The sequence below is a fragment of the Psychroflexus sediminis genome (assembly GCF_900099815.1).
Lineage (GTDB): Bacteria > Bacteroidota > Bacteroidia > Flavobacteriales > Flavobacteriaceae > Psychroflexus > Psychroflexus sediminis.
The window spans coordinates 100,753-124,899 of the sequence record NZ_FNCW01000006.1 but is presented as its reverse complement, the minus strand read 5'-3'; the positions used below and the strand labels follow the sequence as shown (position 1 = coordinate 124,899).

At 38.3% G+C, this 24,147-nt stretch carries 23 protein-coding genes; 12 read left to right on the top strand and 11 right to left on the bottom strand.

Going from position 1 to position 24,147, the window contains the following annotated elements:
* The first annotated feature begins 8 nt into the window (after nucleotides 1-8).
* The 4 genes from BLP81_RS07495 to BLP81_RS07480 all read left to right on the top strand — a co-directional run bounded on the left by BLP81_RS07495 (nucleotide 9) and on the right by BLP81_RS07480 (nucleotide 4,979).
* The gene (locus BLP81_RS07495) at nucleotides 9-992 is read left to right on the top strand and encodes an acyl-CoA dehydrogenase family protein (RefSeq protein WP_093367832.1); all 984 of its coding nucleotides are present in this window, start codon (nucleotides 9-11) and stop codon (nucleotides 990-992) included.
* Nucleotides 993-1,085: 93 nt separating this feature from the next.
* The gene (locus BLP81_RS07490) at nucleotides 1,086-2,015 is read left to right on the top strand and encodes a YihY/virulence factor BrkB family protein (protein WP_093367831.1); all 930 of its coding nucleotides are present in this window, start codon (nucleotides 1,086-1,088) and stop codon (nucleotides 2,013-2,015) included.
* A gap of 171 nt (nucleotides 2,016-2,186) precedes the next feature.
* Nucleotides 2,187-4,016 carry a 30S ribosomal protein S1 gene (gene rpsA, locus BLP81_RS07485; protein WP_093367830.1) on the top strand — a complete coding sequence of 610 codons (1,830 nt, stop codon included), beginning with the start codon at nucleotides 2,187-2,189 and terminating at the stop codon, nucleotides 4,014-4,016.
* 129 nt (nucleotides 4,017-4,145) lie between these two features.
* Nucleotides 4,146-4,979 carry an alpha/beta fold hydrolase gene (locus BLP81_RS07480; protein ID WP_093367829.1) on the top strand — a complete coding sequence of 278 codons (834 nt, stop codon included), beginning with the start codon at nucleotides 4,146-4,148 and terminating at the stop codon, nucleotides 4,977-4,979.
* A gap of 71 nt (nucleotides 4,980-5,050) precedes the next feature.
* Here BLP81_RS07480 and msrA read toward each other — a convergent pair whose 3' ends face one another.
* From msrA to BLP81_RS07465, 3 genes are all read right to left on the bottom strand, one after another.
* Nucleotides 5,051-5,713, bottom strand: a complete 663-nt coding sequence (gene msrA, locus BLP81_RS07475) for a peptide-methionine (S)-S-oxide reductase MsrA (RefSeq protein ID WP_093367828.1) — start codon at nucleotides 5,711-5,713, stop codon at nucleotides 5,051-5,053.
* 123 nt (nucleotides 5,714-5,836) lie between these two features.
* Complete coding sequence (locus BLP81_RS07470) at nucleotides 5,837-6,619, bottom strand: zinc ribbon domain-containing protein (protein WP_093367827.1); 783 nt, start codon at nucleotides 6,617-6,619, stop codon at nucleotides 5,837-5,839.
* A 2-nt stretch (nucleotides 6,620-6,621) separates the two neighbouring features.
* Nucleotides 6,622-7,716 carry a Nif3-like dinuclear metal center hexameric protein gene (locus tag BLP81_RS07465; RefSeq protein ID WP_093367826.1) on the bottom strand — a complete coding sequence of 365 codons (1,095 nt, stop codon included), beginning with the start codon at nucleotides 7,714-7,716 and terminating at the stop codon, nucleotides 6,622-6,624.
* Between the two features lie 48 nt (nucleotides 7,717-7,764).
* Between BLP81_RS07465 and lpxK the strand changes: the two genes are divergently transcribed.
* Nucleotides 7,765-8,763, top strand: a complete 999-nt coding sequence (gene lpxK / locus BLP81_RS07460) for a tetraacyldisaccharide 4'-kinase (RefSeq protein WP_093367825.1) — start codon at nucleotides 7,765-7,767, stop codon at nucleotides 8,761-8,763.
* A gap of 97 nt (nucleotides 8,764-8,860) precedes the next feature.
* Nucleotides 8,861-9,121, top strand: coding sequence for a type B 50S ribosomal protein L31 (locus BLP81_RS07455; protein ID WP_093367824.1), 261 nt, complete (start codon nucleotides 8,861-8,863; stop codon nucleotides 9,119-9,121).
* Between the two features lie 123 nt (nucleotides 9,122-9,244).
* Here the strand turns inward: BLP81_RS07455 and BLP81_RS07450 are convergent, their stop codons facing one another.
* The 6 genes from BLP81_RS07450 to BLP81_RS07425 all read right to left on the bottom strand — a co-directional run bounded on the left by BLP81_RS07450 (nucleotide 9,245) and on the right by BLP81_RS07425 (nucleotide 16,228).
* Nucleotides 9,245-11,473, bottom strand: coding sequence for an NADP-dependent isocitrate dehydrogenase (locus tag BLP81_RS07450; RefSeq protein ID WP_093367823.1), 2,229 nt, complete (start codon nucleotides 11,471-11,473; stop codon nucleotides 9,245-9,247).
* Between the two features lie 162 nt (nucleotides 11,474-11,635).
* Entirely contained in the window at nucleotides 11,636-11,986 is a 351-nt protein-coding gene (gene rplS, locus BLP81_RS07445; protein ID WP_093367822.1) for a 50S ribosomal protein L19, read from the bottom strand.
* A gap of 108 nt (nucleotides 11,987-12,094) precedes the next feature.
* Nucleotides 12,095-12,772, bottom strand: coding sequence for a tRNA (guanosine(37)-N1)-methyltransferase TrmD (gene trmD / locus BLP81_RS07440; RefSeq protein WP_093367821.1), 678 nt, complete (start codon nucleotides 12,770-12,772; stop codon nucleotides 12,095-12,097).
* A 4-nt stretch (nucleotides 12,773-12,776) separates the two neighbouring features.
* Nucleotides 12,777-14,075, bottom strand: coding sequence for an MFS transporter (locus tag BLP81_RS07435; RefSeq protein WP_093367820.1), 1,299 nt, complete (start codon nucleotides 14,073-14,075; stop codon nucleotides 12,777-12,779).
* Nucleotides 14,075-14,686 (bottom strand): hypothetical protein, encoded by a 612-nt coding sequence (locus BLP81_RS07430; RefSeq protein ID WP_093367819.1) that lies wholly within the window; start codon nucleotides 14,684-14,686, stop codon nucleotides 14,075-14,077. Before BLP81_RS07430 ends, BLP81_RS07435 begins: the two co-directional genes overlap by 1 nt.
* A 93-nt stretch (nucleotides 14,687-14,779) precedes the next feature.
* Nucleotides 14,780-16,228, bottom strand: a complete 1,449-nt coding sequence (locus tag BLP81_RS07425; protein WP_093367818.1) for a glyceraldehyde-3-phosphate dehydrogenase — start codon at nucleotides 16,226-16,228, stop codon at nucleotides 14,780-14,782.
* A gap of 222 nt (nucleotides 16,229-16,450) precedes the next feature.
* Here BLP81_RS07425 and BLP81_RS07420 point away from each other — a divergent pair, with 222 nt between their 5' ends.
* Nucleotides 16,451-17,089, top strand: coding sequence for a MarC family protein (locus BLP81_RS07420; RefSeq protein ID WP_093367817.1), 639 nt, complete (start codon nucleotides 16,451-16,453; stop codon nucleotides 17,087-17,089).
* Between the two features lie 87 nt (nucleotides 17,090-17,176).
* On the opposite strand, the gene BLP81_RS07415 is transcribed toward BLP81_RS07420, so the two are convergent.
* Nucleotides 17,177-17,878 (bottom strand): DUF429 domain-containing protein, encoded by a 702-nt coding sequence (locus BLP81_RS07415; RefSeq protein ID WP_093367816.1) that lies wholly within the window; start codon nucleotides 17,876-17,878, stop codon nucleotides 17,177-17,179.
* 200 nt (nucleotides 17,879-18,078) lie between these two features.
* Entirely contained in the window at nucleotides 18,079-19,485 is a 1,407-nt protein-coding gene (lpdA, locus tag BLP81_RS07410; protein WP_093367815.1) for a dihydrolipoyl dehydrogenase, read from the bottom strand.
* 297 nt (nucleotides 19,486-19,782) lie between these two features.
* Here lpdA and nhaC point away from each other — a divergent pair, with 297 nt between their 5' ends.
* The 5 genes from nhaC to BLP81_RS07385 all read left to right on the top strand — a co-directional run bounded on the left by nhaC (nucleotide 19,783) and on the right by BLP81_RS07385 (nucleotide 24,147).
* The gene (gene nhaC, locus BLP81_RS07405; protein WP_093367814.1) at nucleotides 19,783-21,255 is read left to right on the top strand and encodes a Na+/H+ antiporter NhaC; all 1,473 of its coding nucleotides are present in this window, start codon (nucleotides 19,783-19,785) and stop codon (nucleotides 21,253-21,255) included.
* A gap of 3 nt (nucleotides 21,256-21,258) precedes the next feature.
* Nucleotides 21,259-21,975 (top strand): bacillithiol biosynthesis deacetylase BshB1, encoded by a 717-nt coding sequence (gene bshB1, locus BLP81_RS07400; RefSeq protein ID WP_093367813.1) that lies wholly within the window; start codon nucleotides 21,259-21,261, stop codon nucleotides 21,973-21,975.
* Nucleotides 21,976-22,125: 150 nt separating this feature from the next.
* The gene (locus BLP81_RS07395) at nucleotides 22,126-22,539 is read left to right on the top strand and encodes a transposase-like zinc-binding domain-containing protein (RefSeq protein WP_093367812.1); all 414 of its coding nucleotides are present in this window, start codon (nucleotides 22,126-22,128) and stop codon (nucleotides 22,537-22,539) included.
* Nucleotides 22,540-22,651: 112 nt separating this feature from the next.
* A complete protein-coding gene (locus BLP81_RS07390; protein WP_093367811.1) occupies nucleotides 22,652-23,872 on the top strand; it encodes a hypothetical protein in 1,221 nt (406 codons plus the stop codon).
* A 2-nt stretch (nucleotides 23,873-23,874) separates the two neighbouring features.
* Nucleotides 23,875-24,147 (top strand): DUF4212 domain-containing protein, encoded by a 273-nt coding sequence (locus BLP81_RS07385; protein WP_093367810.1) that lies wholly within the window; start codon nucleotides 23,875-23,877, stop codon nucleotides 24,145-24,147.

Genomic DNA, 24,147 nt, shown 5'->3' with positions numbered 1-24,147 from the left:
AATTATTAATGAGAAAAGTCAAAATAGAAGATTACAAAAGGTCTCAGATTCCTGAAGATTTATTAGAAGAATTATTCCGAAACGATGCGTTCAAATTATTTGTGCCCAAAGACTATGGTGGCCTGGAATTGGATTTGAAAACGGCGGGTCAACGCATCACGGAAACCTCGACACACTTTGGAGGTTTGGGCTGGGTTCTGAATTTGGGTGCAGGAGCTAACTGGTTTTGCGGCTTTTTTGACCCAGACGCTGCCAAAACTATTTTTACACCCGAAAGGACTGTTGTTGCTGGAAGTGGCGCAGTTGGCGGCAGCTTTAAAGCCGAAGATAAGTCTGTGCTTTTAAACGGCAGCTGGGGAAAGTGTTCTGGAGCTGCACATGCGAATTACTTCAGTTTGAATGCTAAAAACGCAGATACCGGAGAAGTTTCTTCTTTTGTGGTACCCAGAGATTCTGTGGAGTTTTCTGAGGATAAATGGGAAATTTTTGGTTTAAAAAGCACCTCTTCCTTATCCATCAATTTGACCGATGTAAGGGTTCCTCAAGAGTTTGGATTTCACATCAATTCCATAAAGAATCATTTTGACTACAACGTATTTCATATTCCTTTTGAACAATTTGCACGGGTCTGTATGTCATCCTGCTTTATAGGGATTGCGCAGTGTTTTTTAAATACCCTGCATGCAGAACAGATTTTTAATTCCGATTTTGAAACAATCACAAACTCGCTCCGTCAAAAAATTTCAAGCGCCATTCAAAACAGAGATGCTATTGCTGAAAAGATTCAGGACCAGTCCAAAGAAGGATTTTTGAGCAAAAGGCTTCAAGCCGATGTAAGAACAGGGCTTGGTCAGGCAAATATGTTGATTTTTGATGAAATTCAGCAGGTGTTCAAGACAGCCGACCTGGCCCTAGTCGAAGAAGATAAACTGAGTCATTGGGCCTATCGGGATGTAATGACCGCTATACACCATTATATGATAAAGATTTAATGAGTTTAGTTGATAAGGGAAACTATTAAATTTTACTAAAGCACCCCTTGGTTGTCAAAGCGACTTTTATTTTTGTCTTCTTAGATTAAGTCCATGAAACGAAAGTTAAAATCAATTCTTGAATTGAAATATGTGAAAATTCTGGTAGATACTATCAAAGATTTCACTTCCAATGAATCCATGAGCTTTGCAGCCGGGACGGCTTTTTACACCATATTTAGCCTTCCTGCTTTTTTGATTATCATTCTGAATGTGGGGGCAAGTCTTTATGAGAGATCAGAGATAAGGGAGCAGATTTTAAACCGGATATCAAGCTTGGCAGGAGAAGATTCGAGAAAAACCTTAGAAAGTATTTTAGAAAACTTTGCCTTGAATGCCGACAATACCCTGTCTGCAACGATTGCGATTATAATTCTCGTCTTTAGTGCAACCACAGTATTTGTAAGTCTTCAAAGAGGTATAAATCATATCTGGCATATCAAACCAAAGCCAGATAAAGGCTGGCTTAAACTGGCCATTGACAGGGTGTTAAGCTTTTCGGTAGTCTTGGTTATCGGTGTTATTTTAATCATTTCATTAGTCCTGGACGCTATCATTTCTTATTCATTTGGGAAATTGGACAACTTTTTTCCTGATGTCAATCTGCAATTGATTTCTATTGGTCAACTGATTATTTCCCAACTTATCCTGGTGGTTATTTTTGCATTGATGTATAAAATTTTACCGGATGCTAAGGTAAGGTGGAAAGATACATGGACAGGGGCCATTGTGACTACTTTGCTTTTTATAATCGGTAAATTTCTCATCGGTTTGTACATGAATAATAACGATCTAAGTACGACTTACGGAGCTGCCGGCTCCCTGGTCATTCTTTTGGTCTGGATTTACTATTCTCTTGTCATCTTTTTATTTGGCGCTCAGGTAACTTATTACATTGCAAAAAATATTGGAGGTGGCGTTATCCCTAAAGCAGAAGCCGTACGTGTCGAAGAAACCGAAGTTGAAGAAGAACCTGAAGATTAATCTATAAAATATTTAACTAAGGTTTTGATTATCATAAAATAGTTGTATTTTTGCACTCCTTTTAAATGCAAAACAAGAAACGTTTAAAGGGTTGATTTTAAATAATTTAATCTCTTCTGTAAGTTTGCTTGAGTTTCTTGGACGAACAGAATACAAATTTTAAATCAGCATATGGCTGAAGACAAAACAACCAAAGAGCAACAATCAGTTGCAAATTCAGAAGAATCTACACCTAAAGTAGCTCCTTCCGAACAACAAGAAAATCCGAAACAATTTCTAGAGGAATTCAACTGGCACAAGTACGAAGAAGGTATTGATGAAGTTGATGATGCACAGTTAGAGCAATTCGAGAAATTAGTAGAGGAAAATTTCGTTGATACACTTCATAACGAAGTCGTAGATGGAACCGTAGTTCACCTTACAGATCAAGATGCTATCATCGATATCAATGCGAAAAGTGAAGGTGTAATTTCATTAAACGAATTTCGTTACAATCCAGATCTTAAAGTAGGAGATAAGGTAGATGTTCTCATCGACATTAAAGAAGATGCAGAAGGCCAGCTTATCCTTTCTCATAGAAAAGCGAGAGTTATCCGTGCCTGGGAGCGTGTAAATAAAGCTCAGGAGGATGGAACAATCGTAAACGGTCTTGTGAAATGCAGAACGAAAGGTGGAATGATTGTAGATGTATTTGGCATCGAAGCATTTTTACCAGGTTCTCAAATCGACGTGAAGCCTATTCGTGATTACGATGCTTATGTCGGAAAAAACATGGAATTCAAAGTGGTTAAAATCAACCATGAATTCAAAAACGTTGTTGTTTCTCACAAAGCGCTTATCGAAGCGGATATTGAAGAACAGAAGAAAGAAATCATCGGTCAGCTAGAAAAAGGACAAGTTTTAGAAGGTGTTGTGAAAAACATCACTTCTTACGGAGTCTTTGTTGATCTTGGTGGAGTAGATGGATTGGTTCATATCACAGACCTTTCTTGGTCAAGAATAAACCATCCAAACGAAGTCGTGGAATTAGATCAGAAATTGAATGTTGTTATCCTTGATTTCGATGAAGATAAGACCAGAATTCAACTAGGTTTAAAACAATTACACAAACATCCTTGGGATGCTTTAGATGAAGGCCTAAAAGTCGGTGATGTTGTTAACGGTACAGTTACAGTTATCGCAGATTACGGTGCTTTTATTGAAGTAGAAGAAGGTGTTGAAGGTTTGATTCACGTTTCTGAAATGTCCTGGAGTACGCATTTGAGATCTGCTCAGGATTTTGTAAATGTTGGTGATAAAGTAGAGGCTAAAATTTTGACTCTCGACAGAGAAGATAGAAAGATGTCTCTTGGTATCAAGCAATTAACTCCAGATCCTTGGACAGATATTACAACAAAATATCCTGTTGGTTCCAAACATGTTGGTGAAGTAAGAAACTTTACAAACTTTGGAGTATTTGTAGAACTTGAAGAAGGTATTGATGGCTTGATTTATATTTCTGATTTGTCTTGGACTAAGAAAATAAAACACCCATCAGAATTTTGTAAAGTTGGAGATAAACTTGACGTAGTTGTGTTGGAGCTTGATGTTGAAGGGCGTAAACTAAGCCTTGGACATAAGCAAACTGAAACAAATCCATGGGATAAGTATTCTGATGAATTTGCAGTAGGAACCAAACATACAGCAGCTGTTTCTGAAATAGTTGACAAAGGTGCAACTGTTGAGTTTAATGAAGATGTCACAGCTTTTGTTCCACAGCGTTATCTTGAAAAAGAAGACGGAACAAAATTAGCTAAAGGTGAAGTAGCAGAATTTCTCATTATTGAATTCAACAAAGAATTCAAGCGTGTTGTAGCTTCACATACGTCAATCCACAAGGAAGAAGAAGCTCAGATCGTTAAGAAGGCCGCTAAGAAGTCTGAAGACGAATCTAAGAAAACGACTTTCGGAGATGCTAATGCAGAATTGCAAGCACTTAAGGATAAAATGGAAAATAAATAAATTTTATTTGTTTATTAAACTGAAACCCTGCTTCTATAGCAGGGTTTTTTTATGGAAAAAGTTTGGTTAAACTTTTTTTAATTCACTTCTGTCTTTTAGGATTTGCTTTATCTTAGAAAGAAAAGACTCATGAACGAATTAAACACCTCCTCTCTAGAAAAATCAAGAGCCATCAAATTGGCATATAACGATTACGGTTCCGGTCAGCCCATTATTTTAATTCATGGATGGCCATTAAACAGAATTATGTGGGAATACCAGGTGGACACCTTAGTCAATTCTGGTTACCGGGTCATTTCTTATGATAGGCGTGGGTTTGGACAAAGCTCAAAGCCATGGAATGGTTATGACTACGATTCGCTGGCAAAGGACCTGAACGATATTATAGAAACGCTTAAGCTAGAAGACGTTATTTTGCTGGGGTTCTCTATGGGTGGAGGTGAGGTTGCCCGGTTTATAGGTCGTTATGGCACAGCTTCCATAGTTAAAGCTGTGTTGGTTTCTGCAGTCACTCCATTTATGTTGCAAACAGATGATAACGATGCTGTAGATGCATCGGTTTTTGAATCGATGAAAGAAGGCATTAAAAAAGATAGGCCACAGTTTTTTAAAGATTTCGGAAAAAACTTTTATAATTATGATTCCCTAAAAGGAGAAAGGATAAGTGAAGCTATGCTTCAGCTGACCTGGAACCTGGCAATGCAGGGCTCAAAAAAAGCAACTTTAGATTGTATCGATAGTTTTGGAAAAACCGATTTTAGAGAAGATTGTAAGAAGTTTGATGTCCCTACGCTTATAGTTCATGGGGATGAAGATCAAATTGTACCTATCGAAGCCTCAGCGGAAAAAGCTAAACAGTTAATACCAAACGCTCAAATGCAAGTCATCAAAGGGGCTCCACATGGATTAGTGGTGACTCACCATAAAGAATTTAACTCGCTTTTGATGGATTTTCTGAAATAGAGATTATCAAATGGAATAAGAATTAAAAAAGCCGCATACAGCGGCTTTTTTAATTCTTATTCCATTTAACTTTATGGCTTATATTTAGGCTTAAGAAGTTCTGGAAACTTTTCTTTAAACCTGTTAAATCTCGGAACTGAAACATTCCTGATGTAGGGATTGTTAGGATTATTGACCTTATAGTCCTGATGATACTCTTCTGCCATCCAGAATTTATCAAAATCCATTACTTCAGCGGCTATTGGCTTTTCGTATTCTTTAGAAAGGCTTTCGATTTTAGTTTCAATAATCTCTTTTTCTTCTTCATTTTGGTAGAAAATAATAGACCGGTACTGTGAACCTATATCTGGTCCCTGACCGTTTTGCTGAGTGACATTCTGAGAGCCAAAAAAAACATCAACCAGTGTTTCGAAAGAAATTACATCTGGGTTGTATATGACTTCTACAGCCTCAGCGTGTCCGGTTGTGCCAGTGTTTGAAGACTGGTAAGTTGGATTTTTGGTATGACCACCAGAGTAGCCGGAAAAAACTTCTTCTACACCTTTCAGGCTCTCATAGATAGTTTCTACACACCAGAAGCAACCACTGGCAAAGTAAGCTCTGTCATAAACTTCATCATCGAATTGTTCTGAAGTTATGTCGCTTTTACTTTCATTGGTAGTTTTTGAATTTTGTGCTTTTCCACAGCTTACAAAAAAGAGGGAAAGCATCAGTAAGCTTAAAAATGATTTCATCGGTTTTTTAAAGCAAAAGTAGGGGTTAATCTAAAAGACAGAGATTAAGGTCTAGTTAAAGTTTGGAGCAAAAAAAAGCCCGAGAGAAATCCCGAGCTTTTCGTTATAGATCTATGAAGAGATTTATGCTAACTTCGTAAACATCTTTTCCATTTTTTCTTCTTCTTCTCTTGCTAATTCTTGATCGACAAGGATTCTTCCACTGTGTTCATCGATGATGACTTTACGTCTCGCAGCAATTTCGACTTGAACTTGCGGTGGAATGGTAAAGAAAGAACCTCCAGAAGCACCGCGTTCAATGGTAACGACAGCCATGCCGTTCTTTACATTGTTACGAATTCTTGTATAGGCTTTTACCAGACGTTCTTCGATATCCTTTTTATATTTCTCTGACTTTTCAGTTAATGCAGTTTCTTCTTTCTCAGTTTCTTTTAAAATATTATCAAGCTCAGACTTCTTATGATCAAGATGATTCTGCCTTTCAGCTAATTTTTCTTTAGTTTCTTCTATCACTGCCGTTTTATGCTCTATTTGAGCGCTGTATTCCCTGATGTGTTTTTGAGCCAATTCGATTTCCAGTTCCTGAAACTCGATTTCCTTAGTCAAAGCATCAAACTCTCTGTTATTTCTAACGTTGTCTTGCTGGCTTTTGTATTTTTTGATCATAGCTTCAGCATCCACTATGAACTGTTTTTTCTCTTTTATCTTCTCTTCGGTTACTTTCAGATCAGATTCTAACTTTTCAATTCTTTTGGTGAGTCCTGCAACTTCATCTTCCAAATCTTCAACTTCAAGAGGTAGTTCACCTCGCATATTTCTTATTTCGTCAATACGTGAGTCTATTAGTTGTAAATCGTAAAGAGCTCTTAATTTTTGCTCTACTGTAACCTCTTTTTTCTTTGCCATAATCAATAGTATTGAATCGGATTGGTATTAATATTAGATAAAACGAGTGCAAAATTAGGGAATTTTTTCGTAAGATAAGCATGTATTAAATCTTTTGTATACTGCTCGCTTTCGTAATGACCTATGTCGGCTAAAATGATCTGATTTTCAGCTTTATAGAAGTCGTGGTATTTCAAATCTGCAGTGATGTAAAGCTCAGCTTTGGCCGCTTTTGCATTTTCAATGGCGAATGCTCCACTGCCTCCAAGCACGGCAATGCGTTTAATGGCCTTATCCTTGAGTTCGGAGTGTCTTATGACCTTGGTTTTGAAAACTTCTTTTACGAGCGATAAAACCTCAGTTATTCCTAGAGGTGTTTCCAGTTCACCAAGCATTCCTATACCCCTGTGCTGATCCTTATTTTCAAGGGTCTCAACTTCATAAGCAACTTCCTCATAAGGATGGCTTTTAAAAAGCGCCTTCAGGATTTTAGATTGCAAATGCGATGAAAACGTCAAATTGATTTGAATTTCTTCTTCAAACTGAGTTTTTCCAGGCTCACCAATTGTTGGATTAGAATTTTCATTTCCATTGAAAGTGCCAATGCCTTGACTATTAAAACTGCACAGATCATAATTGCCAATGCTTCCTCCTCCTGCTTCAAAAAGCGCATTTCTTACGGTTTCAGCACTTGCTTTAGGCACGTAAGTCGTCAGTTTTTTGATAGTTTTCAACTTCGGAATTAACACTGATGTATTTTTTAAGCCTAATTTTTCGCAAATCATTCCATTTACGCCGTTGGAAACATTATCCAGGGCTGTGTGCATCGCGTAAATGGCGATATCGTGCTTAATGGCTTTATGAACTACACGCTCTACATAAGACTTTCTATTTAATTTTTTAAGACCAGTGAAAATAATGGGATGAAAGCTGATGATTAAATTGCATCTGGTCTCAATAGCTTCATCCACTACAGATTCCAAAGCATCCAAAGTTATCAATGCACCAGTTACTTCCATGCTATTTTCTCCTATCAGTAATCCTGTATTGTCAAAGTCCTCTGCATAATAGGAAGGAGCAAGTTCTTCGATAGCTTCAATAAAATCGTTTACAATCATTAGTCAATTATTTTAAACCCTAAATTTAAAAATTATAATTTCGCAGTCATGAAATTCTTAAGATATTTACTCTTTCCTTTTTCAGTCCTTTACGGCTGTATCATGTCTATTCGTAATTTTCTGTACAGGGTCAATGTGTTTCAATCCAGATCCTATCCCATCCCGATCATATGCGTTGGCAACCTGAATACAGGAGGCACGGGTAAATCCCCGATGATTGAACTTTTGATTAAGACTTTACAAAATAAGCACCGCATAGCAACGCTTAGCCGGGGTTATAAGCGAACTACTGACGGCTTTCTAGAAGTCCATCCCCATCATTTGTCTTCTGAAGTAGGGGATGAGCCGCTGCAGTTTAAAATCAATTTTCCCGAAATCACTGTGGCAGTAGATGCCAACCGGCAAAGAGGAATTTCAGAATTGCTAAAAAATCACCCTGAATTAGATTTAATTTTACTTGATGATGCTTTTCAGCATAGAAAGGTAAAACCAAGCTTATCCATTCTTTTGACCACTTTTAACGACCTTTATACACGAGATTTTGTGTTGCCTACCGGTAACCTCAGAGAGTTTCAAACCGGTGCTTCCCGAGCCGATTTGATCATAGTAACCAAATGCCCCCACAACCTGGCTGCTGAACAGCAAATTCGAATACAAAAACAACTTAAGCCCAGGACCTATCAGAACCTTTTATTTTCGACAATTCTCTATTCTGAATTTGTAACGAATGAGATTGAATATGAAAAGTTAGCTGACTTTGATAATTTCACGCTGGTCACGGGTATTGCCAATCCAAAACCACTAGTGACCCACCTGAAGTCCATGAATAAAGAATTTGAGCACATTCAGTTTGCAGATCATCACGAATTTTCCGAAACCGATGTAAAAATGCTCCAGAGAGAATCAGTACTATTGACCACTCAAAAGGATTATGTGCGTCTGAAATCCAAGCTAAAATCCAGTAAGTTGTTTTATATACCTATTGAAACTCAGATTCTGAATCAGACTGGGTTTCTTGAAAAGTACCTGGAAGGCACCTTATTCTGAAGCGTAAAATATTGTATGAATAAATCAATTATTTGTTTGTGTAATATAATCTTTTGGTTAAATTTGCAACCTGAAATAAATTAGTAAAGACGTTACGATGAAAAAAGGTATACATCCAGAAAATTATAGATTAGTAGCATTTAAAGATATGTCTAATGAAGATGTGTTTTTGACAAAATCTACAGCTCAAACTAAAGAAACCATCGAAGTAGACGGAGATGAGTATCCTTTGATTAAGCTTGAGATATCAAGAACTTCTCATCCGTTCTATACTGGTAAAACAAAACTCGTGGATAGTGCTGGTAGAATTGATAAGTTCAAAAACAAGTACAAAAAATACAAGAAAGAAGAAAAATAAGCCTTGTGCTTTTCTTAAATATAAAGCCTTCCCTTGTGAAGGCTTTTTTTAATCCTTTTCTTCTAAAAAAAAAGCCTTGAGAATTTTTTCTCAAGGCTTTTTAATTTCAAGTCGACATCAAACTTATCTGTTATCGATAATAGAGTTTAGTGTTGCACTGGGGCGCATTCTCTGAGTCACTTTATCTTCATCAGGGAAGAAGTAGCCATCGATATCTTGCGGTTCACCCTGAGCCTCGAGTAACTCCTCGTTTATCTTATCTTCGTTTTCCTTAAGGTATTTCGCAACCTTTTCAAATTCAGCTTTTAAAACGCTGTCCTCATTCTGAGAAGCCAGAGCTTTGGCCCAGTAAAGTGCCAGATAGAAATGTGATCCTCTGTTATCTATTTCATTTACTTTTCTGGAAGGTGACTTATCATTTTTCAAATAATGACTGTTGGCTAAATTCAGGGCTTTGGCAACCACCTTAGCTTTGTTATTGCTTGTTTTGTCGGCTATATCTTCAATAGAAACGGCGAGTGCTAAAAATTCACCTAAAGAATCCCATCTGAGATGCCCTTCTTTTACAAACTGCTGTACGTGTTTCGGAGCAGAACCACCGGCTCCGGTTTCATACAATCCTCCCCCTGCAAGGAGAGGAACAATAGAAAGCATTTTGGCACTGGTACCCAATTCCAAAATAGGAAATAAGTCGGTCAGGTAATCTCTCAATACATTTCCTGTAACAGAAATCGTGTCTTTACCAGCTTTTACTCTCTCCAGGGTATACTGCATGGCTTCTTTCGGATTCATGATTTGAATATCCAATCCAGATAAATCATAATCTTTAAGATAGGTATCTACCTTTTTGATAAGATTGGTATCATGAGCTCTGTTTTCATCCAACCAAAAAATGGCCGGATTTCCCGTATTTTTAGCGCGTTTTACAGCAAGTCCTACCCAGTCTTTTATAGGTAGATCTTTAGTCTGGCACATTCTCCAGATATCACCTTCTTCTACTTCATGAGACAGTAGGGCGTGTCCTTCTCTGTTTAAGACATCTACACGACCGTTTTTAGGTATGATGAAGGTTTTGTCATGAGAGCCATATTCTTCGGCTTTTTTGGCCATCAAACCTACGTTGGATACATTTCCCATGCTGGTCACATCAAATGCACCGTGTTTTTGACAAAAATCGATAACCTGCTGGTAAATGCCTGCGTAACTCCTGTCTGGAATCACAGCTTTCATATCCTGTGTTGCGTCATTTTTGTTCCACATCTTTCCGCCTTCTTTCAGGGCAGCTGGCATAGAGGCATCAATAATAACATCGCTGGGAACATGTAAATTGGTGATCCCTTTCGATGAATCCACCATAGCTAAATCGGCTTTCTTTTCATAAATGGCCTCAATATCTTTTTGGATAGCTTTGGATTTTTCTTCCGGAAGTTTAGAGATTTTGTTATAGACATCTCCAAGTCCGTTGGTAGGATCAACCCCAATGCTTTCGAATTCATCTTTATATTTATCAAAAACCTCTTTGAAAAATACGGTAACGGCATGACCGAAAATCACAGGATCTGAAACTTTCATCATGGTCGCTTTCAGGTGTACTGAAAACAAGACCCCTTTTTCTTCAGCATCTTTGATCTGTTCGGCCAGAAATTTCCTTAAGGCTTTAGAATTCATGACCGACGCATCAATGACTTCCTTTTCGTTGAGTTCGGTACTTTCTTTTAAAACCGTGCGGTTGCCTTCACTATCGAAATGAACGATTTTCACATCATCTTTCTTAGCTAAGACCACAGATTTTTCACTGCCGTAAAAATCTCCTTCAGTCATGGCAGAGACGTGCGATTTTGAATCTTTACTCCATGATTTCAGCTTGTGAGGATGTTCCTGTGCATATTCTTTTACAGGCTGTGCCACACGGCGATCGGAGTTTCCTTCTCTCAACACCGGATTTACAGCACTTCCTAAGACTTTCGCATATCTTTTTTTAATTTTTTCCTGGTCCTCATTTTGAGGATTTTCAGGATAATCTGGTATTTTATAGCCTTTGTCCTGCAATTCTTTGATTGCTGAAGTGAGTTGAGGCACTGAGGCACTAATGTTAGGCAGTTTGATGATATTGGCTTCAGGAGTTTTTGCTAATTCACCCAGGTAGGCTAAATTATCCTCTACTTTTTGATCATCGGTTAGGTAATCCTCAAAATCGGCAAGTATCCTCGCTGCCAGAGATATGTCTTTAGAAGTTATTTTTATATCAGCACTTTCGGTAAACCTCCTCACAATTGGTAAAAATGAGTAAGTTGCCAGAGCAGGTGCTTCGTCCGTTTTCGTGTAAATGATTTTAGTACTTTGATCTCCCATATGTCATTTGTTATTTTTGGAATTAATTAAATAAAGTTCAACCTTTCAAATATAAAGATTAAGCATATAATAACCTTGCCAGGGCAGGTTATAACCCTGTTAAAAACCAAAAAACCTTCTTTCAATTTTGAAAGAAGGTTTGTGTGAATCGGAAAAACAAACTTAATTCGTTCTTTTTTCTTTAATTCTTGCTTTTTTACCTGTAAGATTTCTGAAGTAATAAATTCTCGCTCGTCTAACGGAACCTCTTTTATTAATTTCAATTTTTTGAATTGCAGGCATGTTGATAGGAAATATTTTTTCAACTCCTACAGTTCCACTCATTTTTCGAATGGTAAATGTTTTAGAAGTACCAGAACCTTTAACTTGTATCACAACTCCTTTGAAGAACTGTGTACGTGTTTTCTGACCTTCTTTAATTTCGTAGTAAACCGTGATTGTATCACCTGAAGAAAATTTTGGAAAATCCTTCTTTTCTACAAATTCGTCTTGAACAAACTTTACTAAATCCATTTTATTTTAGTTTTTCTATTACCCAAACCAACATTCACGGATCTCGTCAGAGGTTGATTTAGAGATTGCAAAAGTAAACAAAAATTATACTTATACAAATTAAGAACCTTAATCTTCCAATAAATCTGGTCTTCGATCTTTCGTTCTTTGTAAGGCTTTTTCATCTCGCCAGTCATCGATTTTTCGCTGATGACCACTCAACAATATTTTAGGAACCTCGTGTCCTTTATATTCTGCCGGTCTTGTGTAAATAGGAGGAGATAATAAATTATCCTGGAAGGCATCAGTGAGGGCTGATGTTTCGTTGCCTAAAACCCCTGGAATTAAACGTATAATCGAATCACAAAGCACGGCTGCAGCGAGTTCCCCTCCCGACAGGACATAATCTCCTATGGAAATTTCTTTTGTGATAAACATATCCCTAACCCTTTGGTCCACTCCTTTATAGTGTCCGCAAAGCATGATCATATTTCCCTGTAATGACAGGGAATTTGCCATGCCCTGATTGAGCACATCGCCGTCTGGGGTCAAATAAATAACCTCATCGTAAGTTCTTTCAGACTTCAGTTTGGAAATACACTTATCTATAGGCTCTACCATCATGACCATACCCGCACCACCTCCATACTGATAATCATCAATTTGATTGTAGCTGGAAGTAGTGTAATCTCTCAGGTTGTGCAGATGAATCTCAACCATCCCCTTTTCAATAGCTCTTTTTAAAATGGAAGCTTCAAAAGGACTTTTTAGTAAATCTGGAACGACTGTGATGATATCAATTCTCATTTTTTTAAACTTTTTTAAGGGTGAAGCTTAATGAAATACAGGCTACCAGTAGCAAAAGAAAAAACCAAAACTGATAAGCCAGGCCAAAATATTCGGCAATAAGCCCAAAAGAAGCCGCTACTATGGTGAATAAACCAATCAAGGTGTTGGCGACAGAAACGTAAGTAGGTCTTTCATCATCGGGTGCATAATCTATGATATAGGTTTTTCGGCTCAATCTGGCTCCCGCATATGCTATACCATTTATAAATATGACAGGCATAAAATAATAAAAATTGAGAAAATCAGAATCAGAATAGACAAAAACCAAAGCGTAAAGTATGCTTAAGATAGAAAGTCCGGCTGAAATCCTCATGAGATAAAGACTGGATTGGTCTGCCAGTTTTCCCCAAAACGGACTGCTTACAATTTGCGCTAAACTGCCAATAATGATGATAAATCCTAAATAATTCCAGTTTTCTTGACTCACGTCTTTGGCTACTAGGATAAAAAAAGGATCTAAAAGGGGTATGGTCATCAACAAGGCTCTGGTGATGATGAAGTTTCTGTAAGAATGATCTGTTTTCAAAAGTGAAGCGCCGGACTTCAACTCCTGGATGGGTGTTCTCCCCCCTTTTGTAGACCCTGGTTCTTCTACAATTCTAGAAAAAATTAAAGCTGCAGCGATCCAAAGCAAAGCGGCCCCTGCAAATAATCCAGTATACATCCACTTATTATCCTCTTCTTTGAAAAAAAATACCAGAGCGCCTCCCGCTATTAATGCCAAAGCACCACCAAAGGTAGATCTATAACTCAACATTTGTCCCCTTTCGCCTTTTGGGACGGTCTTTCCAGTTACGTCTTTAAAACTAACTGAGCCAACCCCCGAGGCAACACTAAACAGGAGTAGCAATACCACAATCGCATAGCTTACAAAGCTTTGATTATCAATAAAGGCTAGAAGGATAGCAGAAAACAGTAAACAAATGCCCTGGGTTAACCCAGCACCTACCCAATATGGCTTTCTTTTTTTTTCTTTTCTAAGCTTTCCACTCACCAATAACTGGGGCAGGAGAGAGCCTACATTTTTTATAGGGACCAACATCCCGATAAGAAAAAGAGGGGCTCCCAAGTAACTTAGAATCCAGGGTAAAGTAAGCCCCGGACTAATCAATTTTTCAGCGAGTTTGGTTAGGCTGCCGTTAAGAATATTTAAGGAGAAGTTTTTAGGAACTTGTGTACATTCGGAATCTGGAATCGACTCACATGCCCTTGTTTCGTCATCTTCGGTCAAAAATTCATAAAATTCTTCCGTCTTCGACATTATTTTTTATTCCCCTTATTGAATTTTTGGTTTTTATTTTTTTCGTCCTGAAGTTCTCTTCCTAGTTTTTGTTGTTTTTCTAAGGCAATACGCTTATAGTTTTCATAATCAGCATCAAGATTTTTCAAATTCTGTTTGGCCTCCCGGGTAAGCAGATTACTTCTGTTAAATTTGAATAGAAAGAACAAAAGCAAAGCTATTAATATCCCGATTATTGACCAAGTGATAGTGTTATATGTCGCTTTGGTTAATGCCATTCCCAAAAATTGAATTTCATCTTTCTCATTTTGAAGATTAGTAAGTTCTGCATTTAAATCTGAAACTTCTTTATTTAAAGATTTGATAATTTTATCTTGGGATTGAATACTATCCTTTAATTCAGAAATTTGCGAAGTCAAACGATCAAATTCAGTCGAAACCTTTTCAATAGCATTATTGATATTCACTTTTTCAATCACTTTGTATTGCTGGTAATTGTTTGATTCATCAACAACAGCCTTTAGGTTCTCGACAGCGGAAGGCTCTTCTGTTTTTTCTTCTGTAGAGCTGTCTTGTGAATAGCTAGACAGCGTTAAAAATAAAACGACAACAAGAAAATAGAAAGATTTCATATAACTAAGGTTTTTGCAAAAGTATCTAAAATGCTTTTAATACTATTCAATTTGAAAAAATAAAATCCTTAATTTCTTAAGGATTTTTATTCTTTAGTAGTAAGTAAATCGTCTGACCTTAGAAATATATTTTGCTAATCTTATCACCTGGTGGCTATAGCCAAACTCATTATCATACCAAATATAAAGCACCACAGAATTGGTATTTTCATCTGCAATAGTCGCATGGCTGTCTAAAATGGCTGGTGCAGATACACCAACAATATCAGAAGAGACAAGTTCATTATCTATGGAATATTTGATTTGTTCTACCAAATCTCCATTTAGTGCAGCGTCTTTGATTCTGGCGTTCAGTTCTTCTTTTGTGGTCTTCGTTTTTAGGTTCAAATTTAATATAGCCAACGACCCATTGGGAACTGGCACACGAATAGCGTTGGAGGTTAATTTTCCTTCCAGCTGAGGAAGTGCTTTGGCTACAGCCTTACCAGCTCCTGTTTCAGTAATCACCATATTTAATGCTGCAGCACGGCCTCTCCTGTATTTACTGTGCATATTATCGACCAGATTTTGGTCATTGGTATAGGCATGTATGGTTTCTAAATGGCCATGTTCTACACCAAAATTATCTTCAATGGCTTTTAGAATTGGGGTAATGGCGTTGGTTGTACAAGAGGCCGCAGAAAAAATGGAGTCTTTCGTTATATCATGATTTTTGTGATTTACTCCATGAACAATGTTTGGAATGCCTTTTCCCGGAGCTGTCAGTAAAACTTTGTCAGCGCCTTTGGATTTTAAATGTCGGCTTAAGGCTTCCTGATCTCTAAAAGCTCCTGTATTATCGATAATTAAGGCCCTGTCAATTCCATATATGGTATAGTCAATGTCTTCAGGCTTATTAGCAGAAATCATCTTTACAGTGGTATCATTTATGATTAAAGCCGAATTTTTCATATCTATTTGAACTGTTCCATTGAAATCGGCATGGATGGAGTCATTTTTAAGCAGTGAAGCTCTTTTCTCTAAAATCTCCTGTGTGATTTCTCCTCGAGTAACAATAGCTCTCAATCTTAACTGATTGCCTTTGCCTGTTTTGGCCATCAATTCTCTGGCGATAAGACGCCCAATTCTACCAAAACCATACAACACAACATCTTTGGGAGTGATAGTATTGAAATGTTCAGAATCTTTAAGTTTATCGGTAAGAAAACTCATCACATTTTGATCTTTGTTTCCGTTTTGAAGATATTCAAAAGTGAGTTTCCCAATATCCAACTTGGAAGGTGGCAAATTCAAGTTTTTGATACCTTCTGCTACTTCAGTAGAATCAAAAATAGAGATGGGTTTATCTACAAATTTTCCTGCATATTCATGAAGTTTGAGAATCTCTCCTACGTTTTTGTTGATGAGCGAGTTTCTAAATAAAACAAGTTCGATTGATTTATCATACCAGAGTTCGTTTACAATGCTAATAAATTTTACTGAAGCACGACGCCTGTCGGCCTGAAAGGAAAGTTCCTTTTCATAAATTTGAGATGGGTTCATTACGAGGTTACGTTTTTAAAAATTTCTGGCAAAAGTATAGATTTCAATCGTTTTCGTAAACACTTATCAAAGAATAAACATATTTTTTTTTGCAGTTTTATAATCCCATAAGCAGGTTGACTCACGAAGCGAAATTTGTTAATTAATTTTTACTGCTCGTATTGTAAATCAGAAAATTCAAAATACTTTTGCAAAAATTTACATCAACTTATTATACAAGTAATGACAGAGTTAATCGCTTTTGGAATTTTATCTTTTACAACCTTTTTCACGATCATCAATCCGCTTGGTGTCATGCCTATTTTTATGACTATGACTTCAGATCTGGATCAGGCCAGTAGAAAATCTACTGCCAAAAAGGCTATTGTCGCTTCGTTTGTTACGATCCTCATATTTGCTTTTACAGGTCAGATTTTATTTACGTTTTTCGGGATTTCTGTCAATAGCTTTAGAGTCGTAGGTGGAATTATTTTCTTTTTGATGGGCATGGATATGTTGCAAGCCAGATTGGGGAAAGTGAAAGTTCAGGAGGCTGAAATTAAAACCTATGTGAATGATATTTCTATAACGCCTTTGGCAATTCCAATGATTTGCGGACCAGGAGCTATTACCAATGCTATCGTTATGATGGAAGATGCACAAAGCGTAGAAATGAAAACCGTACTTATCGGAGCTATCATTGTGGTTATGGGAATCACCCTGGCGATTCTTCTGAGTGCGGGAAAAATCATGAAAATTTTAGGTCAAACGGGTAATAATGTATTAATGAGATTGATGGGACTTATTATCATGGTTATCGCTATCGAATTCTTCCTGAGCGGCTTTAAACCTATTTTTCAGGATATTATAGCGGGGAGGTAAATAGTAAACTCAGTGTTCTCGCTGGCTCTGTGGTAAAAAAAAATACCACTAAGTCACAGAGTTCACAGAGAAAAATATTAATCTAAGTTAGTAAGCAACTTTGACAAAGATTCCTTTATCGTCTGTATGCTGTCTATCTTGAATAAAGTTCAATCCAGAAGAATTTCTTTTCAAATTGGAGACACAAAGCGCCATGGCATCTAGGATATCGTCCGGTTTCACTTTCGATTTAGGGAAGGTTTCAATGATATCCTGATACAGTAGTTTTAGTTGAGGATCTTGTTTTTGAAGCAAGTGAAAGCGTTCTAGAAATCCTTTTTTGGTCGACTTTTTAGTCTGAATCACTTTTGAATCATTCAAATACTTAAAGCAGATCTCCGGATGACTTTCATAGACTTCTAGTCCGTCAGGTTTAGAGGTCATAAACCGGTCAATTTCTTTTATTTTTTTAGAGATGTTGTAACTCTGAATCGAAATGCTTTGACCTAAGACCTGCTTATTGATTTCCCGGGCTTCATCGTAATCTGCAGCATAGACAGCTTTCCTGCAGGCTGGTGTAAATATGGTTGAAGACCTGCTTCCCAGTTCTTTTCTGAGTTTTGATTCGATTGTCCGGGTGTAATTTTCGGAAGACAAACCAATGGGAATGTCAATAAAGAATCTTTGAAGGTCCGGATGTAATTCCATCAAATGACCGATGGACTTGACGGCTTCAAAGCCAAAGTCCTTAGAGTCGTGATGGATGACAATCCAGCCCAGCGGACAGGAATCTATTCCGGCTATTTTCATGTGTTGGATGCTTTAGGTGAACGAAACATACGCATTATTAGAAAAACATTCAAGGCTTCTGCCACTCAGGGCGGCACATCAAGTTTGTGGTTAGCCTGAAGCTAGCTATCTTGAACATTTTAAATAATCGCAAACAAAATCGAAATAAAAAAAAGCCGATACATCAGGATATCGGCTTGATTGTAATATTTACGGGAGGTTTAAATATGTAAAGCTCTGTCTCCTGTTGCCGCGAGAGCAGCTTCTTTTACTGCCTCTGCATAAGTTGGGTGAGCATGGCTCATCCTGGCAATGTCCTCGGCACTGGCACGGAACTCCATAGCGGTAACCGCCTCGGCGATAAGGTCGGCCACTCTCGCACCTACCATATGAACGCCCAGAACTTCATCGGTTTTCTTGTCTGAAAGAATTTTTACAAAGCCGTCCACATCTCCACTGGCTCTGGCTCTTCCCAGAGCACGCATCGGAAATTTACCTGTTTTGTATTCGACATTTTCATCCTTCAGCTGTTCTTCATTTTTACCTACGGAAGCCACTTCTGGCCAAGTATAAACGACTCCTGGAATCAAATTATAATTGATATGCGGCTTCTGTCCTGCAATCACTTCGGCGACAAAAGTACCTTCTTCTTCAGCTTTGTGAGCTAACATGGGGCCTTTGATGACGTCTCCGATAGCGTATATGTTATCTGCGGAAGTTTGGAGTTTTTCATTAACGATGACCTGACCTTTGTCATTGATTTCAACGCCAGCTTTTTCAGCTCCTAGGCCATCTGTATAGGGCTTTCTTCCAACAGAAACCAGACAATAATCACCCTTGAATTCTACTTCTTTATCATTTTTATCATCTGCTTTTACGGTGATTTCGTCTCCATCGCGCTCAACAGATTTTACTTTGTGAGAGAGATGAAATTTCACTTTTTGTTTTTTCATAGCTTTCATCAATTCCTTGCTCTGGTCTTTGTCCATGCCCGGAATGATACGGTCCATAAATTCAATAACTGTCACTTCGGCACCCAGTCTTTTGTAGACCTGTCCAAGTTCAAGACCAATCACTCCGCCGCCTATCATAATCATGTGCTTTGGAATTTCTTTTAGCGAAAGCACTTCGGTGGACGTGATAATACGTTCTTTATCGATCTCTATAAAGGGAAGACTGGAAGGTTTACTTCCCGTAGCGATAATGCTGTGTTTGGCTTCAATTTCGGTTTCTTCGCCGTCATTATCCGTGATGATAAGGTGGGTTTTGTCTTTAAACGAAGCCACACCCTGTAATGATTCGATATTGTTTTTGTCCATCAGGAAATCAATTCCTTTTGTGGTTTGCTCCACAACGCTTGACTTGCGCTCCATCATTTTTTTCAAATTGACCTTTACTTCTCCGGAAATATCGATGCCGTGTTCTTCGAAATGCTTGATGGCATCTTCGTAATGGTGAGAGGAATCCAGTAAAGCTTTGGATGGGATACATCCTACATTAAGACAGGTGCCACCTTTGGTAGCGTATTTTTCGATAATAACAGTTTTCATACCCAGCTGTGCACAGCGAATGGCCGCTACATAGCCTCCAGGTCCCGAGCCGATTACGGCTACATCATATGTGTTCATAAAATGAATTTTAAGTTCTAAAAATAAAGTCTTACAAATTTACACCTTCTGTTATAAAGGGCAATTGAATCCTTTTAAAACCTTATTAAATTCTTGAATAATTTGAATTATAAGCGCAATGCATCTGAAACCTCTTCAAAAAGACAGGTGAAAGCTTACAAACTGTGACTTAATTTCCTGCTCATAAATACTATCATGATTTTAAATGGATTACAACGAAAGGGGGATAAAACTGAAGCTTTATTTTGTGAAATAAGCTACAAAATTGTAACATTACGTCGATTTTAAATTCTTGACATGAGTGATCCCCTGAATGTACCTGAAGAAGACCCATCCGGAACCAAAATTAAACTGAGTATCTGGCAGGCTTTAATACCAGTGATAGTGCTTATAGGTATGTTGGCTTATAATGTTTTTATTTATGGAGATGATTCGCTTGCAGGCTCTAATCAGTTCATACTGCTGATGGGGGGTGCTGTAGCAGCGATTGTGGGTGTTTCCAAAGGCGCCAGGTTTGAAACCATGATAGAGGATGTCGCCAAGAACATAAAATCTACCACCGAGCCCATTTTAATTTTACTGATGGTGGGAGCCCTGGCAGGAACCTGGCTGCTAAGCGGAATTATACCGACCATGATTTATTATGGCTTACAAATTCTGAATCCAACTATATTTCTTGCAGCCTGTGTGATTATATGTTCGGTCATATCCATTGCCACAGGAAGCAGCTGGACGACCTCAGCCACCGTTGGTATTGCCTTAATCGGTATTGCAGAAGCGCTTGGAGTATCTATTGCGATGACCGCCGGAGCGGTATTGTCCGGAGGGTATTTCGGAGACAAATTATCGCCCATGAGTGATACGACCAACCTCGCGCCGGCCATGGCAGGGACAGATTTGTTTACCCACATCAGATACATGACCATTACGACCGTACCTACCATTATCATTACCCTGCTTGTGTTTGTCATTATTGGTTTAAATCTTGACACCTCCGGGCAAACCAATCCAAACGAAATTCTAAATAGTATAGATGCTTCTTTCAATGTATCTGGCTGGTTATTTGTGGTTCCGGTTTTGGTTATTTTTTTAATCGTAAAGAAAACACCACCGCTCATCGCCTTGCTTTTAGGTACGCTGTTAGCGGCAGTTGCCGCCCTTATTTTTCAGCCTGATCTGGTTCAGCTCATTGGCGGAGGAGATACACTCACTTTTGAAACGGCTTATAAAGGCATCATGAATTCGATTACGGTGGCTATTGTGATTCCTACAGAAAATGCAATTTTACAGGGTTTATTTTCAGCTGGTGGGATGTACGGCATGTTAGGCACAATCTGGCTGATTATCTGTGCTATGGTCTTTGGTGGCATTATGGATGCTATCGGCGCCCTGGAGCGAATTAGCGAAGCACTTCTGAATCTGTTTACGTCCACTTTTGGCTTGTTTTTCAGCACAGTCACCAGTTGTCTGGCTTTAAACCTTACCGCTTCCGATCAGTACCTTGCCATTGTGGTTCCTGGAAAAATGTTTTCAAAAGCCTATGAAAAGAAAGGCTTAGCACCGGAAAACCTAAGTAGAACTTTAGAGGACTCGGGTACAGTCACTTCAGTACTAGTCCCCTGGAATACCTGCGGGGCTTACCATAGTGGGGTTTTGGGTGTGCCGGTAGTGGATTACTTTTTCTATGCGATCTTTAATTATTTGAGTCCTTTCGTCACCCTATTTTTTGCTGCATTCGACATTAAGATAAGACAATTGAGAAAAAAATAAATTATGAAATTAGATATACTGGCTATTGGAGCACATCCCGATGATGTAGAACTGAGTTGTTCGGGGACACTGGCTAAAGAAATCAGTAATGGAAAGAAGGTGGGGATTTTAGATTTAACCCGCGGGGAGTTAGGAACGCGAGGTACGGCTGAAATTAGGGATGAAGAAGCCAGGAACGCAGCCGAAATTCTTGGCGTAAGCATGCGAAAAAACTTAGAGTTTAGCGATGGGTTTTTTACGAATAATACCGCTCATCAACTCGAGGTCATTAAAATCCTGAGGAAATACAGGCCGGATGTTGTTTTGTGCAATGCCATCCGTGACCGGCATATAGACCACGGGAAGGGAAGTCAGCTCGTTAGCGATTCCTGCTTCCTGAGCGGTTTAAAAAAAATAGAAACGATTTGCGAAGGCAATTCTCAAAGGGAATGGAGACCAAAGCATGTGTATCATTATATACAATGGTTTGATATTGAGCCCGATATCGTGGTGGATATAACCGGGTTTATGGACAAGAAAATAGAATGTATCAAAGCCTATAAGTCTCAGTTTTACGATATAGAAAGCAAAGAACCTCAAACCCCTATTTCCAGTTCCAATTTTTTTGACAGCATCACCTATAGAGCCAGGAACTTAGGAAGATTCATTAACACCGAACATGCTGAAGGTTTTACTGTGGAACGCTATCCGGCGGTGGACTCTATATTTGATCTTATCTAAACGCTTTTAATTCAATGGCTTAACATTTACCCTGTTTCCAGCTGTGGAGTCAGGGTTTTTTTATGTTCAGATTCAAAAAATCAACAAGAATCTAATCTCAGACAGTCATTTTTATTGCTAAATAGATATATTTATGCAAAATATGTATATATGAAATTCTGTCCTCAATGTCAGTCCAATAACATCGTGAAAAGCGGTATTGTTAATGAACGCCAACGCTATAAGTGCAAAGCCTGTAACTATTTTTTTACAGTAAATAAACTGGGAAAAAGAATAGATCAGTATTATGTAACCAAGGCTCTTCAGCTTTACTTAGAGGGTCTTTCTTACCGAGAAATTGAGCGTATTTTGGGAATTTCTCACGTGAGTGTGATGAACTGGGTGCGAAAGTATAACATTCAAAAAGTCCAGAATTCAGACGTTCACCCCACCTATAAAATATTGAGTCAGACAGAGCTGGGTAAGTACTTTTCATCTGAAGAAAACACCAGGGGTTCTGGCATGATCGTTACAGAACTCGGAGATAAATTTATGGTGATTAAATGGGAGCGCTTTAAAGAATAACTATATATTTTACAGAAATATATATTATTTTTTATTTAACAAGGAATTAATGTCATGTTCGTAGCAAGTTATTAGCATTAAATAGCATAAATATTTAAAAAATTGTCACCTGATGAGGTATTTTATTACACTTTTCGCATGTATTATAGCTTTAGTAAGTAATCATGCATTTTCACAAGGATCTCCTAATTATAGAGGAGGTTTCAAAATTCAGTTTAACGAAGATCAGCCTGATAAATTTTTAAGAATCATCTCATGGGCGCAGTTCCAGATGAATTACCAGGATGATGTTCCGGAAAATGAAAGTCAGACCAATTTCCTGCTCAGAAGAGCCCGTCTCCTTTTTATCGGACAAATCTCAAAGGATTTTACCATCGTGTCTCATATCGGACTCAATAACCTGAGTTCTCAAAACATGAATCCAGTGGGTACCGGAGATGCAGCCCAGGTTTTTTTGCACGATGCGTGGGTACAATACAATTTGGGTGAAGAACTCACGCTTGGAGGCGGTCTTCACTATTTCAATGGCATTTCGCGGTTAAACAATCAATCCACTTTGAACATGCTGACTTTGGACAATAACAGGTCGTCCTGGTCAACCCTGGGCTTAAGTGACCAGTTTGCAAGGCATATCGGTGTTTTTGCCAAAGGGAATCTGGGTAAATTTCAATACCAGGTAGCCGTGAACAATGCTATTGCCAACGGACTGGACAGCAGGCTTCCAACTCAGGATCAGGCGACCTATACAGGACTTGCCAATCTAGGCTCTGCCAATGCACTCTACAATTATGCCGGCTATTTTACCTACCACCTTTTTGATAAAGAATCCAGTTATCTTCCTTACAAAGTCGGGTCCTACTTAGGCGGTAAAAAGGTACTGACGCTAGGCACCGGATTCTTTGCTCATCCCAATGGCAGTGCTATTCAGAACCAAGGAAGCTTAGCGGGAGAGGATGTTATGCTGTATGCCTTTGATGTGTTTTATGATGCTCCTTTAGGAAATAATAATGCGGCATTGACCGCCTACGCGGTCTATCAGAATAACGATTACGGAGAGAATTATCTATTCGGTCCTTATGGATCGGGAGCTATGCTATACGGCCACACGGGTGTAGTGATTCCCGGTCAAAAGCAGGCTGTCAAATTTCAGCCTTACCTGTCTTATGCTTTACAAAGCTTTGATGCTGTAGATGACAATCAAACTATTTTAGGCATAGGCGCGAATGCTTACTTCAGCGGTCACAATTCAAAATTAACCTTAGAATATAAATCTCAATCCTTTGGAAATTTCAATCAGAAAACCCTTAGTCTTCAGGCTATGATATACTTGTAATTATGGATAAACAAAACGACAAAAAACAAAAAAAAGCTACGGCTTACTGGAAGGAAAACCTTAAATATTTGGCCATACTCCTCCCCATTTGGTTTCTGGTTTCCTATGGAGCCGGAATCCTCTTCAAAGACTGGCTGGATCAATTTCAAATCGGAGGCTTCAAACTTGGTTTTTGGTTTGCACAGCAAGGTTCTATTTACGTATTCATCATTTTGATTTTCGTTTACGTGAGGTTAATGAACAAATTAGATAAAAAATACGGATACGATAAATAA

Bases quoted from the DNA above. Each gene is read 5' to 3' on its own strand.
- trmD (WP_093367821.1), bottom strand. From the start codon at position 12,772: ATGAGAATTGATATCATCACAGTCGTTCCAGATTTACTAAAAAGTCCT.
- lpxK (WP_093367825.1), top strand. From the start codon at position 7,765: ATGAAATTCTTAAGATATTTACTCTTTCCTTTTTCAGTCCTTTACGGC.
- BLP81_RS07395 (WP_093367812.1), top strand. From the start codon at position 22,126: ATGAAATTCTGTCCTCAATGTCAGTCCAATAACATCGTGAAAAGCGGT.
- BLP81_RS07470 (WP_093367827.1), bottom strand. From the start codon at position 6,619: ATGGCAAAGAAAAAAGAGGTTACAGTAGAGCAAAAATTAAGAGCTCTT.
- BLP81_RS07385 (WP_093367810.1), top strand. From the start codon at position 23,875: ATGGATAAACAAAACGACAAAAAACAAAAAAAAGCTACGGCTTACTGG.
- BLP81_RS07480 (WP_093367829.1), top strand. From the start codon at position 4,146: ATGAACGAATTAAACACCTCCTCTCTAGAAAAATCAAGAGCCATCAAA.
- rpsA (WP_093367830.1), top strand. From the start codon at position 2,187: ATGGCTGAAGACAAAACAACCAAAGAGCAACAATCAGTTGCAAATTCA.
- msrA (WP_093367828.1), bottom strand. From the start codon at position 5,713: ATGAAATCATTTTTAAGCTTACTGATGCTTTCCCTCTTTTTTGTAAGC.
- BLP81_RS07430 (WP_093367819.1), bottom strand. From the start codon at position 14,686: ATGAAATCTTTCTATTTTCTTGTTGTCGTTTTATTTTTAACGCTGTCT.
- BLP81_RS07465 (WP_093367826.1), bottom strand. From the start codon at position 7,716: ATGATTGTAAACGATTTTATTGAAGCTATCGAAGAACTTGCTCCTTCC.
- BLP81_RS07455 (WP_093367824.1), top strand. From the start codon at position 8,861: ATGAAAAAAGGTATACATCCAGAAAATTATAGATTAGTAGCATTTAAA.
- BLP81_RS07420 (WP_093367817.1), top strand. From the start codon at position 16,451: ATGACAGAGTTAATCGCTTTTGGAATTTTATCTTTTACAACCTTTTTC.
- BLP81_RS07425 (WP_093367818.1), bottom strand. From the start codon at position 16,228: ATGAACCCATCTCAAATTTATGAAAAGGAACTTTCCTTTCAGGCCGAC.
- BLP81_RS07415 (WP_093367816.1), bottom strand. From the start codon at position 17,878: ATGAAAATAGCCGGAATAGATTCCTGTCCGCTGGGCTGGATTGTCATC.
- rplS (WP_093367822.1), bottom strand. From the start codon at position 11,986: ATGGATTTAGTAAAGTTTGTTCAAGACGAATTTGTAGAAAAGAAGGAT.
- BLP81_RS07495 (WP_093367832.1), top strand. From the start codon at position 9: ATGAGAAAAGTCAAAATAGAAGATTACAAAAGGTCTCAGATTCCTGAA.
- lpdA (WP_093367815.1), bottom strand. From the start codon at position 19,485: ATGAACACATATGATGTAGCCGTAATCGGCTCGGGACCTGGAGGCTAT.
- BLP81_RS07450 (WP_093367823.1), bottom strand. From the start codon at position 11,473: ATGGGAGATCAAAGTACTAAAATCATTTACACGAAAACGGACGAAGCA.
- BLP81_RS07490 (WP_093367831.1), top strand. From the start codon at position 1,086: ATGAAACGAAAGTTAAAATCAATTCTTGAATTGAAATATGTGAAAATT.
- BLP81_RS07390 (WP_093367811.1), top strand. From the start codon at position 22,652: ATGAGGTATTTTATTACACTTTTCGCATGTATTATAGCTTTAGTAAGT.
- bshB1 (WP_093367813.1), top strand. From the start codon at position 21,259: ATGAAATTAGATATACTGGCTATTGGAGCACATCCCGATGATGTAGAA.
- nhaC (WP_093367814.1), top strand. From the start codon at position 19,783: ATGAGTGATCCCCTGAATGTACCTGAAGAAGACCCATCCGGAACCAAA.
- BLP81_RS07435 (WP_093367820.1), bottom strand. From the start codon at position 14,075: ATGTCGAAGACGGAAGAATTTTATGAATTTTTGACCGAAGATGACGAA.